The following is a 17623-nucleotide window of genomic DNA, read 5'->3' as shown; positions in this document are numbered from 1 at the left end:
TGATAAAACTATACAGGGCTGAGCTTCAATAAATATTTGTAATCGTCAGCCCTGTGCATGAAGGCACGAAGATCACGGCCAGTCGGGATGTCGACATCCGGACGAAGGACGCCATTGATGCCGTGACGGTAGCCGCAACTGCCGGCGTCAATAAGGGCGGATTGTCTGTTTCAGGGTTTGCCGCCGTTGCCGACGTCACCGGCAGAAATGCATTGTCGATAGACGACGAAGTCGACGTGACGGCCGGAGAGAACGGGAAGATCAACATCCTGGGCGAACGGAACGACAGCATTCAGACCGTTGCGGGCGGCATTACCGTTGCCTCGGGCGAGAGCGGGAGCAATGCGGCCGCGGGCGCCGGCATTGCCGTCAACCTGGGCAGCGTGGAAAACCAGGTCGCCATTGAAAACAACGACGCGGAAGGAAGCGCCCATCAGGGTCAGGCCGGTACGTTCAAGGCGGGCTCCGTTTCCGTCAATGCCGGAAGCGACATCAACATCAATGCCGTCGGCGCAGCCGGTCAGGCGGCGACTTCCGGAACGAAGGACAAGGACGCCAAGGACGTAGCCTCGAACCTCAATTCCAAGGCCGGCGATTCCATGACGGCGGCTTCGGAAAGGATTCAGAACCAGACGGCCGATGCGCTTGCGCAGAACTCTCAGGAGTCCGCGAGCGATCTCGAAGGCCTCACCCGGACGGAGCAGAATGCGCCGGAAGCCGGCAATGCCGAAACCCCCGACATTGCTACCGATAAGGGGAAGGAAGAAGCCAGGAAGGCGGGCTCGGGCCTCAATCTTGCCGCCGCCGGAAGCTTCGCCTGGAACGATTTCGGCACCGTGAATGCCCTTCGGATCGGCACCGACCTCGGGAGCTACACCTTTGCGACGGAGCAGCTCAATGTTGAATCCGTCACGAACAAATGGGTGGGCGCCTTTGCGGGCGCTGCCGCCGTTTCTGCCGTGCGCGGCAAAGACGGGGCGAATCAGAAGCAGTCGAACGTCGGGATCGGCGGCGCGGTTGCCGTGAACAACGGCACCTTCGCCAACACCCTCGATATTCGGAATCTCACGACGTCGGCTTCCGTCATCAACCTTCATTCCCTCGTCAACGGCACGACCATTGCCGAGGCGTTGGGCATCGCCGTGGCGGCCGGAAGCAGCAGCGTGAATGCCGGCATTGGCGCGGGCGTCTCCGTGAACCTCGTCGACAATACCGTCTCGGCTAAGGCAACGAATCTCCGCAACACGGCGAGCGAAAGTCCCCTCGTTCTTGATCTTGCCGCCTGGTCGGGCGAAACCCAGATCACGGGCGGAACGAACGTGGACGTGGCGGCAGGAAGCACCAGTGCGTCGGCCGCAGTCGGCGCATCGGTCGCCGTGGCGGATATTGAAAACAAAATTTCGGCGGAACTCCGCGACTCGGCGCTCAAGAATGCCGGACAAGTGAACGTCAAGGCCCTTGCGAGCCTCACGCAGGTCAATACCGCCGTGGGCGCCAATGTTGCCCAGAGCAAGGGGACGGCAGCCGCCATTTCGGGCGCGGTGGTGAGCGCCGGGATCGACAACATCGTAAAGGCAGAAGCCGTCAACTCGTCGATTGAGACGACGGCATCCGCCGGTCAGGCGCCGCAGGTGGCGATCGTCGCGAGCGACGCCGGCACCGATGAGGGCGAAGCGGCGCACGCCTATGCAGAGCTCGCAAAGGGCATGGAAGGGCTCTTCAATGTGAGCGGCAAGACCCCGATGACGGGCAGCCTGCTCAACGGCCTGACGCTCCAGACGAGTGACCAGACGACAGACACCGAGAACATCAATAAATTCATCGACGACGCCGACATGACGCAGGTGTCGGTGGCGCTCGGCGTGGGCGTTGCCGTCGGCGGAAGCTCTGGCGCACAGGGCGCGGGCGCCGCAGGCATTGTCGTCACGGACCTCGCCAACCGCTTTAAGGCGAATTCGAGCGGACTCACGATCGCGGGCGAAGACGGCTTTGAGTTTGCTCAGGAAGCTTTCTCGGGCGTTTCGACCGTGAACGTTGCGGCGGGCGTGGGCGTTGCGGCAGGGGGCGGCACGTCCCTCGGCCTCAGCGGCTCGGTGGTTGTGGGCGCCATTGATCAGACAGCCGAATCCTCAGCCGACCACCTCACTCTGGATGCCCGGAACGGAGAACTCTCCTCCGCCATTGCCGCCGCCAACAAGGCGCATTCCGTCAATGTGGCGGGCGGCGTCACGACTGCCATCGGGAGTGCAGGGGCCGGCGTTGGCGCTGCCGTGGTCGTGACCAATACATCGAATACGGCGAACGCTTCGCTCAGCAACAGTTCGATCACGGGGGGAACGGGTCAGACGAATGCGCTCACGGTTTCTGCCGAAAACGCAGCCGAAACCTGGGACGCCGCAGCCAACGCGACGGTCTCGAACAATGTTGCCCTTGCGGGCTCCTTTGCCCGGAACAATGTCTCGAACAACGCGCTCGCGGGCGTAACGGACTCCACCGTCACGCTCCTTGACGCCCTGACGGTCCGGGCGGCGGACGACTCCGAACTCTGGACGCTTGCCGGCTCCGTCGGCGTTAGCTTCAAGCCGGGCGGCTCGCTTGCGGGCGGCATTGCCGTCACGCACGGGGGCGGCGCAACCGAAGCAAAGGCAGAGAACCTGACGCTCACGGGTAGCGACGCGGCTGATGCGCCGAAGACCGATCTCACCGTTGAGGCTCTGGCCCGCGACTACATCCGGACCATGACGCTGGGCGCAGCCGTCGGAGGCGTTGCGCTCTCCAATGCGACAGCCGTCAACGAGGTAGAGCGAAGCGTCGAAGCGGCGCTTTCGGGGCTCAAAGTCAGGGACGCAGACGGAAACGCCTGGACCGGCGCTCGGCAGCTCGATGCCGTGACGGTCGGGGCGATCTCCGACGCGCAGATTTCCAACCTCGGCATTGTCATCGGAGGCGCCGGAACCGGGGCGCTCGGCGTGGGCTTCTCGCAGAACAAGGTTCAGGTTGATGTTTCCGCGAAGGGTTCCGGCCTCAACGCCCTCCTCGACACGCTCGACATCCATGCGTCGTCAATGAACGACATCGATACGATCGCTGTGGGCGCGACCGGTGCCGGCAACGCTGCGCTCGGCGGCTCGACCGCCGACAATCTGTCGGGCGGCGACGTTGAAGCGCTCCTCGACCAATCCGACGTTGCGGCTTCGGGCGCCGTTGCCGTGCACGCCGAATCCGATGATGCGATCGGCACGTACAGCGGACAGCTCTCCGCAGCGGCCGGCGCCGCCGTCGGCGTTTCGATGGCCTTTGCCGAGCGTCAGGGAACGACCTCGGCACGGGTGACGGGATCCACAATCACGGAAACGGGCGAAACCTCGGGCGTCGTGAAGGTGTCCCGCGGAATCGAGACCACCGACATCAATAACGACGTGGTCGAAGACGTCTCCACCGGAGCGTCGCTTGCCGAAAAGCGCCTTCAGGACAACGTCGGCGGCATCCGCGTCAGCGCCACGAGCACCACGACCTATAAGACGCTCGCGATCAATGCGGGCGCGGCCGGAAATGCCGCGGCTGCCGGGTCGGCGAATTCCATCACGCACGGCGGGAAAACGTCCGCGATCGTTTCGGGCTCGACCCTCACCTCTCAACAGGGTGAGGCCGCCGTCCTTGCGGGCGACTACGCCAATGCGTTTACGTCCCTCACGACCGTCGGCGCTGCCAGTACGGCAGCTGCGGCCTTGGGCGTCTCCCTCGTTGATTCGGCCCATCAGACTTCGGCCGCGATCGAGAAGTCGACCGTAGAGGCAGACAAAGTTCGCCTCGAGGCAGAAGCGAAGGAAGGGTTCTCGTCGATCCTCATCAATGCCGGCGCCGCCATGACTGCGGCGGGCGCTGCGACGGCGTCCGACGTCACGCAGGGTTCGAGCGTTGCGACAATGCTGACTGGCAGCACCATTGAAGGCAAGGACTACGCGCAGAAGGCCGACTACTACGGCTCGATCGCGAACGTGGGCGTCAATGCATCACTCTCCTCGACTGCCTCCCTCGGCGCCAATGTTGCGCTCAATACCAACAAGGCGATGGTTTCGTCCCTGGTGGACGGAAGCATCGTCAAATCGACCGATACGGTGGACGTGACCGCGAGCCGCCGGGCCAACATCAAGCAGTACGGTGCGACCGCGGCGGGTTCCTTAATCGCCGGCATCTCGGCCGCCGTCGTCATCAACACGATCGAGGGCGAATCGGCCGTGAAGATTGCGAACGGCTCAAAGCTCGGCGAGGAAGTGCAGCTCCCCGACACCGGCACGAAGCCCGGAGAAACCACGGGCACGATCCCCGACAAGGCGCCGGATAAGGATGAGGGCGAACTGAAGGATGTGACGCCGCCCGCGACGACGGATCCGGATGCGCCGAAGACGAGCACCACGGCGAGAGTCAATGTTGCAGCGGAAAACAATGACAAGATTGAAATCGTCACCGCCAATGCCTCGCTCGGCCTCTCGGTCGGCGTCGGCGCCACCGTTGTGGTCAACAAGATGAACGGCGCCGCCGGCACGCGGGTTGAGAACGCCTCCGTCACAGCTGAGAACGTTTCGATTGCCTCGAAGCAGAACCGCACGATCGAGGGCACCGTTGCGACCGCATCGGGCGGCATTCTCGCCTCGCTCGGCGCCAACATTGTGGCGACCGCCATCGGCGAATATCAGGACGGGTACGACAAGCTCCTCGGAAAGGAAGTGAAGAAGGACGGCACCGACCCGGCCGGGCAGCTCGCCAAGTTTGAAAACGAGGCATCTGGCCTGACGACAAGCGGCCTCAAGGGCAGTGCCCAGGGCTACAAAGCGGATTCGACTGATTCGACCGGCTCCGGCTCTCAGACTCCGGTTGAGCCGCTGATCAAAGACCTGAGCGGCACGCAGACTCAGCTGGTCGATGCCGACATCAAGGCAAAGAACCACGCAGAGGTTGCTGCACTTGAAGACACCACCAACAACGCAGGCGTCGATCTGACGCTCGGAAGCGGGAACGCAGGCGCCCTTTCGCTGGGTGCTGGCGTCGCTACGCTCAACCGCAGCCACAACGCGGGCGTGACGGTTTCGGGCGGGAATCTCACGGCAGAAACCACGGAAGTGGCGGCGAAGCTCGGAAGCAATGACCACATCACCGTCTGGCAGGCTTCGGCCGGCCTCGCTTCGGGCGTTGCGGCCTACGCTGAAGTCACCAATCAGGGCGGCGCAGCCGTTCGCTTCCTCAACAATGCCTCAATCACGAATACCGGTTCCGACCGGGGTCTGACGGGCGGCGCCATCAATGCGAGCCGCACCACCCTTGACGTCAACGGCATTGCGGCGGGTCTCGTTGCCGCGGGCGGCATTATCGGAAAGATCAACGACGCTTCTCACGCGACGGTTGAAATGAATCAGACCCGCGTGGCGGGTGAAGCGGCGCTTTCCGCCGACCGGGGACAGACGCTCAGCGTGAAGACCATGGCCGGCTACGGCGGTGCGGCCGCGGGCGTCGGCGCTTCGTCTGAAATCGTCGACAGCGGCGCGGTCACGGTTTCGCTCGCGGGCGTAACAACTGAAAACGCAGCGAAGGAAGCAGCAGACCGCTTCGCCGTCGACGCCAACAGTCATGCAGACATGACGGTGGATGCCGGCGCTGCGGGCGGCGCGCTCGGTGCGGCCGTGGGCGTCGTAGAGGGCTCGATTTCCGAGTCGGGCAAGGTTGCCTACACGGTTAAGGACAGCCGCTTCAACACGTCTGAAGTGAGCCTCACCGGAAGCGCGGGCAATACCTCCAATGCCCTCTCAATGACCGGGAAGCTCGCGGGCTACGGCGGCGCGCTTCTCGCGGGCGTCGGCGTCAACAAGCTTTCCTTCAGGAATGACGCTCAGGTCGACTTCAACCTCTCCGGCACGAACTTTGGAGAATCGACCGCCGCCAATCTCTTTGCGGGCGGGAACGCCCTCTACAGCGGCAAGTCGGACGCCATCTATGCCGGCGCCATTGCGTCGGGCAACAGCGCGCTTGAAGTCGCGCACGGCGTCAATGCGACGATGAATCTGACGGGGAACAATTCCACCGCCGGCCTCATCAACGCCAAGGTCGACAACATCGAAACCGTGAAGATGCTCGGCGAATCCGCGGGCGGCGGCCTCCTCGTCGCTGAAAGCGCCTCGGGCGATGCCCTGAAGATCTCGCACGAAGACAAATCGAACGCCCGAATCAATGTGTACGGCGGCTGGCATTCAGCGGACAGCATCAATCTCGCGGCATTCTCGCAGTCGGCGCTCAAGCTCTCCGCCGACAACACCAAGGGCGGCTTGGGCGCCTTCTCGAGCGCCATGGTCATCAACAGGCAGGAAGGCGAAAGCCGGGTCACGATTCACGACAACGCGGATGTGAAGGCCGATGAGAGCCTCCTCATGTCGGCCAAGTCCGACTGGTCCGTGGGCGCGTACGACGGCAGAAGCCATGTGGTCAATTCCGAGGTTTACGGCGGCATTACCGGGAACGGCATCAAGTACACGGGCACAAACAGCCGCTCGAACATCATCGAAATCGGCCGGGCAAAGCTCGACGCCGGCGACCTTTTGTCCGCAGAAAGCTTCTCGCAGGGCAAAACCGACATCCGCGTGAAGACCACCGTCGGCGCTCTTGCGGGCGTCGCGATGGATGCTTCGCTCTCGCAGGACCTCGACATCACGAACCGCGTCAACATCAAGGACGGAGCGAATCTGCGCACGCGCCAGGGCGCGAGCAAACTGATTCTCGCGGCTTCCGCTTCGGACGACCTCTTCCATGAAGCCGTCTCGGACTTCTCCGGCGCATTTGCGGGCTCAGTCGGCTCAACCACGAACGTCGACTACGTGCGCACGAATGCCGTCGACGTCGCCTCCGGGTCGAACATCCTTGCGGGCGGCGAAATGTATCTGAGAGCCGGTGAAAATGCGGCCGGGTACGATGCGTATCTCTTAGGCATTCACCGGGCGGAAGTTTTTGCCAAGGCGGGCATTGCTCTTCCCAAGGCCGGCCTCAACCTCAATACGACGCTCACGAATACCGTCAATGTGGCCGGCAGCGCCCTTTCCGTCGCAACCGCGGCCGTCAATGCCGACTCCGGCTGGTGGCTCCAGCAGACGGATTCCGTCGAGCATTACTGGGGATCGCTCGGAAAAGACAATTCCGTCGTGGTTGCTCAGAAGTCCGACGGCGAGAGCCATCCCTTCATGCATGAAGTCAATGAGCTCACGGTTTCCGGAAAGCTCGAGGCGGGCGTTCTCACGGGGGCCGACATCACAATTGACGGCATCCTCGGCTACAACGACGAGAGTGTTGAAGTGAGCGGAGGCGCAGCGCTCGACGACTGGCGAAAAGGCCTCACCGTTTCCGTCGGGGAAAAGGACGGCGAACTCACCGAGATCGAAAAGCAGTTCCAGAAGGAAATCTACGAGAACATCACGTTCGGCGAACAGGACGCTCAGAACGACTACTGGAACCGCTACGAGCAGCTCCAGAAAATCATTTCCGACTATTCCGGAAGCGGCGCTGCAGCCGATCAGGATGCCGTGACGGCTTACCGGAGCGAGCTCGAGGGTCTGCGCGCGCTGATGCTGCAGAAGGGCTTTGCCTATCAGGACAAAGACGGCAACTTCATTCCGATGAAGTCGCAGAAGGAACTTGTCGTCAGCGTGAAGGACATCTCCGTCTCGGGCGGCTCGATCGAAATCACGGCCGGCTCCGTTAAGGGCGGCGGTTCAATCAAGGCGAATTCCGTGGACGGCATCTCGATTACGAACAGCTCGAACGCCAACCTCAAGGTCGGGAACATTCACATTCAGGAAAAGGGCGGCAGCCTCTTCTTCAACGGGGCGGCAGCCGACGCATCGACCTTCCAGAACGCGGGATTCAGCGGCAGCGTGGCCGGAGAAAGTTCGGCCGGCACGCCGGCGATCAATATCGTTTCGCACTATGCCGGACAGCCCTTTACCGTGACGGTGAAGGATGCGGCGGGCCAGCCGGTCGGTACGGAAGTGGTGAGTCCGAAGACCAACATTACCGTCTCGGGCGACATCGCCAACCTCGCGGGCAACCTCTCCATCAAAGCGGTCGACGGCGATCTCTTCTCTCTCGCGGGCATTTCGGCGAGCGGCCAGTCTGAATTGAGCGCCAAAGGGGCGGTTACGCAGTCCTATACGGCCGGCGTCACGGAAGTGGGCGGCCGGGTCCAGAACAACTCCGTCTGGGCGTCGCAGATTGCCGCCATTCGCGACAACCTCGCGAAAGGCTTCTCCGTCGGCACGGGCGGAAATGCTTCGTACGCTCTGCCCGATGCCTCCGGTTCCGCCATCGTCGCGGGCGGCCAGATCATCATTTCGGGCGAACTGCTCAACCTCAACGGCCTCGTGCAGTCGGGCTTCAGCAAGTACGAAATTTCGCTCACCGAGAACGAGCTCGACTCGAAGATTGCCCAGGCGAAACAGAACTGCACAGGGATCTGCACCTTGATTGAGGGCGGCGCCGTGAGAGACGGCGACACCTACAAGTATCAGATCGGCCTCTCCTACGATACGGTCAACGACCGGCTCGTTCTCGACGACGTGACGCCTACCGGCGGGAACGTCTTCATCAGCGGCAAGATCGCGAGCACGGGGAACGGCAAAATTTATGCCGTCGACGGCACGGCCTACGTCAATATCGACGCGGCCGATTACGACCTCCAGACGGGGAAGATCTCCACGGGGAATGCCTCGGGCCTCATCAAGATTACCGATACGTTCAAGGCGAATGGCGACGTTGCCGCCGTCGTGACGGAGTACCGCTCGGGCGGGGCGCAGACCTACAACATCGACAAAGAGGGCAATACGATCAACGGAAGCCTCCGGTCGACCAGCTCCGACTCGTACGATCCCAAGAAGGGACTCATCTATCTCTGGACGGAGGGCTATTCGTCCCTTGAGCGGGAAACGACGACAACCAAGTACGAAGGCAAATGGTGGGGAACGCCGAAATGGGATCATGAAGAAAAGTCGAAACCGTATGTAGAGAGCCTCTACAACTCAGCGCTCAGCTCCTCGGCCACCATCACCGACAGCTTTGTGCGTCCCGGCGGCGCCGGCAATCAGGACTTCTTCTACTACGCCTGGACCAACAAATACGTCATGTCGGCAGAGCATACGCGCCATGATACGGGCGTCACATCGTCCGGGTTCCTGGGCTTCTACAAGCACCGGACCGTCACGGACATCGTGGAGAAAGGCGGCAAGTCGATCGGCACCTTTACGGTGAAGGCGGATCAGCAGATCAAGGTCGGCATGCTGAAGGATGCAAACGCCAATACCATCAATCTCAAGGGCAGGAACATCCTTCTCGGCGGCAATCTCACGACCGACTCCGGCACCGTCGACATCAATGCTGCGGGCAACATTTCGACCTTAAGCAGTCAGTACGGCATTGCCGGCACCTCCCGCGTCGATCTCGCCGCGGGCGGCGACATCGGCTCGGAAGGCCGCGCCCTCAGACTGACGGGTGGCGAGGGAACGCTCACCCTCTCGGCAAAGGCGGGCGGCAGCCTCCACCTTGATGCCAGAAGCCTCAACGCCGGCCGGAATGTCGAAGCGTCTGAGCTCGAAGCCGGCGGCACGCTCTCCTTTGCGACGCGCGACGCCATGCATGTCGGAAAGCTCCGCGGCAATGACATCACGCTCACGAGCGACAACAGCGGCATTACGGTTGACGACCTCGTCCAGGGTTCGGGGAAGACCGATCTTGCCGATCAGAGCTACCGGTTCGACGCGGCCGCGAAGGGCAACATCAGCGTCACCGTGACTCAGGGCAGTCTCGGACTCGGTCTCGTTGAGACCGGCGCCGACGTCGTGCTCGAGCTCCAGAACGGCACGCTTTACGACGCGGTGAAGACCGATCAGAACACGGTCTCCGACAACGACCGCCTGAAGAGCTGGATTGCTTCCGGATTCATTAATGAGGACGGGAGCAGCCGCAGCGAGGCGATGCATCTCGAAAATGTCGAGAAGCAGAAGACGGCCGTGAAGGGCGAATTCACGCGCTACGAGACCTACGCTGCGCACCAAAAGGAAGGCCGCTCGCTCGAAGGCTGGCAGCAAAAGGACTACGACGCCCTGAAGGCGAAGTACGAGGGCTGCGCTTCCGCCGACGAAGCGGTAAGCCGCATGGCGTCTCAGGAAGGTTCCGCGCTTTACAACGTAATGAACGAAAAGCTCGATTCCTGGACCGCCAACGACCTCCTCTACTCCGTTGCCGACACGATCGTGAACGGTACGGCGACCTCGATCACGGGGAGCGCCAACATCAAGGCGAACGACGTGACGATCCGCACGCCGGGCGGCTCCGTTGGGAGCGTCGACGACCCGGTGACGGGTTCCCTCAGCGGAACGCCCGAAGAACGCCTCAGAATGCTCCAGTACCTCTCGAAGGCAGACGTCGGCGACTTCTCGGTTTCGGGCGACCAGGTGACTGTTGCGCTCAAGGCGCCGATTACGATCGGCGCGACGGGAAGCGTCAATATCGAGTCCAATAAGAGCGTCTTCATCGAAACGCCCCGGGAAGGCGGCTACGGCTTCCAAGTCGGCGAAATCGTTTCGAAGACGGGCGACGTGCGCGTCACGTCCGGAAACGGCATCACGAAAGCAAACGAGACCGCAAACGCCGGCTTCGTTTCGGCTGCAGGGACGGTAACGCTCCGCGGCGGCCTCAACTCCGTCGGGTCCGACACCGGCGCCATCCGCATCCATGCGGGCGACTGGACGGCCGTTTCGAGCCAGAAGGATATTTTCATCGAGTCCGTCGATGAAAATAACCAGGACGAGGAAGACTTCACGATCTACTCGATCGCTGGCGGCGGCGACGTATCCATTTCTGCGAAGAACCTCTACGCCTACGACGGCGTGAAGGCTGACGGCAGCTACGATGACTTTGCCGAACTCGGCTACATCGGCGGCAAGGCGCTTCACTTCAACGTGAAGGGCGACTTCGGCAAGGCATCTGTCGCTGAGAAGTCGAACGCGCTTCGGGTCGGCTCGAGCTCCACGATCTACTTCGAGCCCGGCGTTCAGAATCTGTGGCTCCATGCCATGGGTGAGGGCAATCTCGGCATCAATGACATCAAAGCTTCCGGGCTCGTCGACATCGTCGGCGACGATGCGGTGACGGTCGGCCTGAACGGTCAGGCGGGCGGCATCAAGGGCAGCTCCGTAACCGTCAGCACGCAGAACAATCTTGCCGTCAACGGCAATATTGAGAGCGCATCCGAAGCGCGCCTTGCTTCTGCTGCGGGGAGCGTCTCGGTTGACGGCAATGTCGACGGCACGAGCGTTGATATCGACGCCGCGGGCGGCGGCATCAGCGTCAAGGGCAACATCGAAAGCTCGGCTGAAAACGGTCAGGTAACGCTTGATGCAGCCAATGACGTCTCTGTGACGGGCAGCGTCACGGCCAAGGGTCTGGCCGCACTGACGGCAGGTCTCGGTGCATCCATCGACGGCAGCGTCACCGGCACGACCGTTGATCTCGATGCCACCGGCGGCAACATCAGCGTCAAGGGCAATGTCGAAAGCACAGCTGAAAACGGTCAGGTAACGCTTGATGCGGCACAAGCCCTCTCTGTGACGGGCAACGTCACGGCTAAGGGACAAGTCGCGCTGACGGCAGGCAGCAATGCAGCCGTAGACGGGAGCGTCGAAAGTACGAACGATCTCGTCAGGATCGCTGCTCAGGACGGCATCACCATTGGCGAAAATGCCAAGGGCAGCATCCGCGGCACGAGCATTGATCTTGATGCCGCTGGCGGCGACATCAGCATCCACGGAAGCGTCGAAAGCACGGCCGGAAACGGTCAGGTAACGCTTGATGCGGCACAAGCCCTCTCTGTGGCGGGCAGCATCACGGGCCAGGGACTGGTCGCGCTGACGGCAGGCGGCAATGCATCCGTTGACGGCAGCGTTGAAAGTACGGGCGATGCCGTGAGGATCACTGCTCAAACCGGCAGGATCACAATTGGTGAAAAGGCCGAGGGCAGCGTCACCGGCACGAGCGTTGATCTTGATGCCGCTGGCGGCGACATCAGCGTCCACGGAAGCGTCGAAAGCACGGCCGGAAACGGCCAGGTAACGCTGGATGCGGCAGAAGCCATCTCTGTGGTAGGCGACATCGCGGGCAAGGGCAAAGTCGCATTGACGGCCGGACTGGGCGCCGCCATTGACGGCAGCGTGAGGAGTGAACAGAGCACCGTAGCCATACTGGCAAAGGGCGGAGACATCACGCTAGGCAGCATCACCGAGGGAGCTCGCGCCCTAGGCCACGTCTCCGGCACGAGCGTTGCGCTTGATGCGCAAAAGGGCCGCATTTATATCAACGGCGGCGTTGAGGGTACGGATGCGGGAGGCCACGCCAAACTTAAGGCGACCGACGACATCATCGTCAAGGGCAGCGTTAAGAGCGCTGGTTTTGCCGAATTGGCTGCCGATTCCGACATCTCTGTTGAAGGCAATGTGACGAGCGCCGGCAAGACTCTCCTCACGGCAGGCGACGGCGTGACGGTAGCAGGCAAGGTGGAAAGCTCTGCCGATGCGGTGACGGTTGCCGCGAAGAATGAAAGCATTCATGTCGACGGCGACATCATCAGCAATGGTCAGGACGGCAAGGCCGATTTGAGTGCCGGGAAGGACGTTGCGGTGACAGGCAGCGTCGTCAGCAGGAAGGACGTTCGCCTTGAAGCTCAGACGGGCAACGTAACGATCGGCACTAAAGATAGCGCCGACAAGGGCTTTGTCACGGCCGACGGCTCGGTCGACATCACGGCCGACCAGACGATCACGATCTGGGGCGACGTGACGAGCAACGGCAAGTCTGACGATAGCGGCATCACGATGACTTCGAAGTCTGACGCCATCCTGCTCGACGAGAAATCCAGCATTACTGCGGCAAAGAACGTTGCCATGACGGCGGCCAGATCGGTCGCGCTCAAGGGCGGCGCAATCACGGCCGGCGCTAAGGCAGCGGTCAAGGCTGGTGCAGAAGGCATCGACTTTACGGGATTGGAGCTTCATGCTCATGACGCAAACATCACAAGTACCGGCCATATCGCTCTAGATGCGGCTCAGCTCTCAGTAACGAAGAACGCCAGTATCGAGGCCGGCGGCAATCTTGGCTTTGCTCAAACAGAGCTCACGGCAGAGGAAGCCGTGCTCAAGGGTGCCGGTATTACGGCCCCGAAGGCTGTAGTCCAGGCAAGCGCCGGTGCAACGGTAAAAGCTGGTGCAGACGGCATCGACTTTACGGGATTGAACCTGCAGGCTCATGACGCAAAGATCACGAGTACCGGCCACATCGCTCTCAATGAGGCTCAGCTCGCGGTGACGAAGAACGCCGCTATCGAGGCCGGCGGCAATCTGGGCTTTGCTCAGACAAAGCTTACGGCAGAGGAAGCCGTGCTCAAGGGTGCCGGCATCACAGCCGCGAAGGCCGATGTTGAGGCGACGAAGCACATTTCGCTTGCGGCCGGTCAGGGCGGCATCGCTGCGGAAGAGGCTAGGTTCTCCGTCACGACCACGGAAGAGACCGGCAGCATCCTGCTCGAAAGCGCAGGCGACGCCAACCTCGGCGACGCGGCCTTCACGATCAATAAGGGCGACCTCACGATTGCGGCTGAGAATTCCGTCGATCTGAAGGGCGTTGACTTTGCGATCAAGGACGGCGGCATGTCCATCGATGCCAAATCGGGCGACATGGATATGAGCGGTGCTCAGGGGCTTGAGCTCGAAAAACTCGATCTCTCTGCCGGCGGCAGCATGCTCGTCAACGATCTTGACGTGACGGTTGACGAAAGCTTCAATATCTCTGCCGGCCGCAACGTTGAGGCCGAGGGCATCAGCGTCAAAGTCAAGGGCGCATCGGGCGACGTGAACTTTAATGCCCAAAACGGTGCCGTGAACCTCGCGAACGCCCAAATCAACGCCTCCGGCGACGGTGGATCGATTGGCGACGTCTCCGTCACTTCCGGATCCGAAGCCGATCTCACGAACGTCTTTGCCGGGACGGAAGCCTTTACGGCCGAAAATCTGACGGTGAAGGCGGGCGGCAAGGTCACGCTCGGCGACGCCTCCCAGTCGATCACGGCAACCACCGGCAGCGTCACGATTGAGGCAGCGAGCCTCGACGGAAACCGCCTCGCGGCAGGGTCCAGCATTGAAGCGGGCGAGAACGTTGCGCTCAACCTCACAGAGGCCGGTCTGACGGTCAACGACCAGACGAACATCGCGGCCGAAAAGAGCGCTTCGATCACAGCGCGCGACGACGTGGCGCTTCAGGGCGACATCCTCGTGACCGGCAACGAAGCAGTTCTCCTGAAGGCGCTCGAGGGAGACCTCTCTCTCACAGGTGCCGTGACGGTGGGCGACGAAACGATCGGCGAAAACGCGGCCGATGTAACGCTCTATGCCGGGAAGTCTCTGACGCAGAGCGCGGCTGACGGCGACGCCGGCGTTCGCGGCAGGACCCTTACGGCTACCGCTCGCGGCGGCGATGTGGCGCTTCCTGCAATTTCCGATGCGTCGATCGGGTCGGACGGGAATGCCTTTACCGAAATGACGGTTGATTCCGCTGGGAGCGTCTATCTCGGCTCGAACGGCCGCGACACGAAGGTGACGCTCAACAAGGACCGCGGCGGCAAGGTGACGGGCGACCTCAAGGCCTACGGGCAGATGAACGCCTTTGAATTCACCAACGACGTCTCGGTCGAAGGCGACGCGCTCCTCTACGGTTCTGCCGTTTTCGGCACGAGCCTTGAAGCAGGCAAGGCCCTGCAGATCGTGACCGCGGGCTTTGACGGCGAAGTCGGAGAGAACCGCCTGACAGGCGTCCGGTTTACAGGGAGCCTCAAGGCTCATGACCATGTCGGCATCTTTACGGATGCCGGGGACATCATGATTCAGGGGTCGACCAACGCTTCGAAGGGCTACATTGACGTCTATCGTCTCGCGACCGAAAAGGAAGGCACGGTGACGATGGGCGGCGGCAGAGGCGGCTACACCATTACGGTCTTCAACGGTTCAGGCGACATCCGCATTACCGATCTCCTCTACGGTGAGGATGCGGTCTACGCCTTTACCGAGAGCGGCCGCACAGAGGGCAGCCGCTACCTCCTCTCGGCTGTTCACAAGCAGGCAGCAGTCTCGGGTGCCGGGAATATCGGCAGCCAGATCGACCTTGAGCATCTGAAGGACATGACGGCATTCGATCTGATGCCCGGGCTTCCGCATGTGGTCATTGACCGCTCAGCGCTTGAACGTGCAGACAACGACCGCATCAACCCGTTTGTGTATCCGGCGATCGACACGCTTTCGCCGAATCACAGGTACTTCTTCCTCCATCTGCGTCCGGACGCTGCCGCCAACAAGGCTGCAGCGAGCGAAGAAGAGGAAGAAGGACAGGTGCTTGAGGAAGGTCTTCCCGCAAGGGGCAAAGGCCTGATTCGGGATCTGCGCGAACCGGAAAAGGAGAAAGCCTTGACCATCAAAGGAGACGACAAGGGCTGGATCCTTTCGCAAACCGACTGACGGCGCCTCACCGCTTTCGCAGGCGGCTGAACCTCACCGCCTGCGATTGAGGCTGCAGAGTGCATCATTACCCGGAACTCCAGGGAGCCGTCTCCCTGGAGACGGGCTTCCCTTTCGATCGCGCCGGAGCCGCGCGTACGAGGTGAGCTGGGACCAGGACCCGAGGCGTGAGGTCCCGGCGTTTTGGTCTTATGAACGGTGAGAGGCCGGATGCTGAAGCATCCGGTCTCTTTCCAGTCGTCAGATCTTTCTTTGAGCAGCGTTTCGTCCGGCCACGCGGCCGAAGACCACGCAGTCGGCAATGGATACCGTTCCGAGACGCACCATGCCGTGGACGCCGCCCGCGACTTCGCCGGCAGCATAAAGTCCGGGGATCACGCTGAGATCAGTATTGATCACCTCCGCCTTCGGATTGATGGCGAGGCCGCCCATGCAGTAGTGAACGCGCGGCCAGAGGCGGCAGGCATAGAAGACGCCTTTGTTTTCCTTCGTGTCCCTGAAGATCTTCGCGTTGAAGTCGGGATCCTTCTTCGCTCTAATCGCGTCATTCCAGCGGTTGACCGAGGTCTTGAGCGACTCCGCCTGAATGCCGTAAAACTTTGCGAGCTCGTCGAGATTCGCGAAGCGCCGGATGGAGCCGTTTTCCATGCCCGCCTTGATGGTGGACGGAGGCACGTGGCCGGCATTCTCTTCAGAAACCAGAATCACTGCAGGATGTCCCGTCGCAATGATGGCGTCGGAGCGCACCTTGCGGTTGCCCGTTTCGTTGACGAAGCGTCTGCCGGTCTTCGGATCCACCATGAGGCCGTAGCCCACCGACGACTCAACGAACTTCGGGCAGACGCCGAAGCCCTTTTCGTCGGGCGAGGTCCAGGGACCGAGCTGAATCCAGTCCATCTGCACGTCCGCCGCGCCGATTCTCTGTGCGGCCATCATGGCGTCGCCCGTAGCGCCCGGCTGATTGGTCGACTCGAGCTGAGGCCCGAGCCTCGGATCGTGAAGCATTCTGAGCTTCACGTTCTGCGAAAAGCCGCCGCCCGCCACCACGACGCCTCTGCGGGCGCGAACGAACATCCGGGTGCCGGAATCCTCTTTGGGGAAGACGTAGTTCTTCACGAGCTCGGCGCCGATGACCGCTCCCTTTTCATCCGTCACGAGGTTGACGAGACGCGTTCTGGTTTCGACTGCGACGCCAATCTCCTTCGCTTTCTTCGCCATGGGGCCGACCATATTTGCGCCGTTGCCGTTCATGTAGCAGGCCGAGCGCGCGACGGAGTGTCCGCCCTGGTAGCCGAGGCGGTCGAACTTGACGCCGAGGAAGTCCTTCGCCCAGCGGTACGCATCCAGAGCGCCGTAGGCGACAACCTTCGCGCACTCGACATTGGCGAGTCCCCCGCCCGACTTCAGCATGTCGGCGAGGAGCAGTTCAGGACTGTCCTTGATGCCGGCAGCTACCTGAAGGTCGTTGCCCGGAGAGGCGAGTCCGCCGCCCGAAAGAATGGAATTCCCGCCGATGATCGACATCTTTTCGATGCAGAGCACATCCGCGCCTTCCGTTCTGGCTTCAATCGCCGCGGCGAGCCCCGCGAATCCGGAACCCACCACGAGCACGTCGACCGTGCGGTCCCATGTCTGCGGCGCCTTGACGCCGCGGGCAAGTGCGCCCGAAGATGCGAGCGCCAATGCCGTGCCGCCCGCGAGTCCTAATGCCGCGCGGCGGTTCATGCGTGCTGAAGTCATGATTTGCCTCCTTTCCTTTTGATCAGGCCTGGGCCGGAGCTTTTGAAAAACCGAAAGTCCGGCCATTGAGAAGCAATCTATACCGACGCATGAAAAGAAGGCCGGCAGAGACATCAGAAAAACGGAAGCGAAGGACAGGAGGGCCACGGGTTCTGTTCCCGGGAGTCCGTCTGAAGCCGGCGGGTGCTGCGGAAGAGAGATGTCCGGAGCCGGGCCTCGTGCAGGCGATTTAAAACCTGCAGAATCGGGTAGAGGGCCCCTTTGCAGGGTGCCCCCTCCCACACCGCATGCCCCAG

The 17623-nt window shown here is 61.9% G+C and carries 2 protein-coding genes; one reads left to right on the top strand and one right to left on the bottom strand.

The features are described 5' to 3' along the window. The first annotated feature begins 53 nt into the window (after nt 1-53). Entirely contained in the window at nt 54-15587 is a 15534-nt protein-coding gene (locus tag Q0106_RS02845; protein ID WP_297608557.1) for a hypothetical protein, read from the top strand. Nucleotides 15588-15827: 240 nt separating this feature from the next. Here Q0106_RS02845 and Q0106_RS02840 read toward each other — a convergent pair whose 3' ends face one another. Further along, nucleotides 15828-17327: a flavocytochrome c gene (locus Q0106_RS02840; protein WP_297608555.1), complete on the bottom strand. Its 1500-nt coding sequence runs from the start codon at nt 17325-17327 to the stop codon at nt 15828-15830. Nucleotides 17328-17623 lie beyond the last annotated feature (296 nt).

The organism is uncultured Sutterella sp. (genome assembly GCF_937923675.1).
Taxonomy (GTDB): domain Bacteria; phylum Pseudomonadota; class Gammaproteobacteria; order Burkholderiales; family Burkholderiaceae_F; genus Sutterella.
The sequence above is the reverse complement of the archived record's forward strand: the minus strand, read 5'-3'. Positions and strand labels throughout refer to the sequence as shown.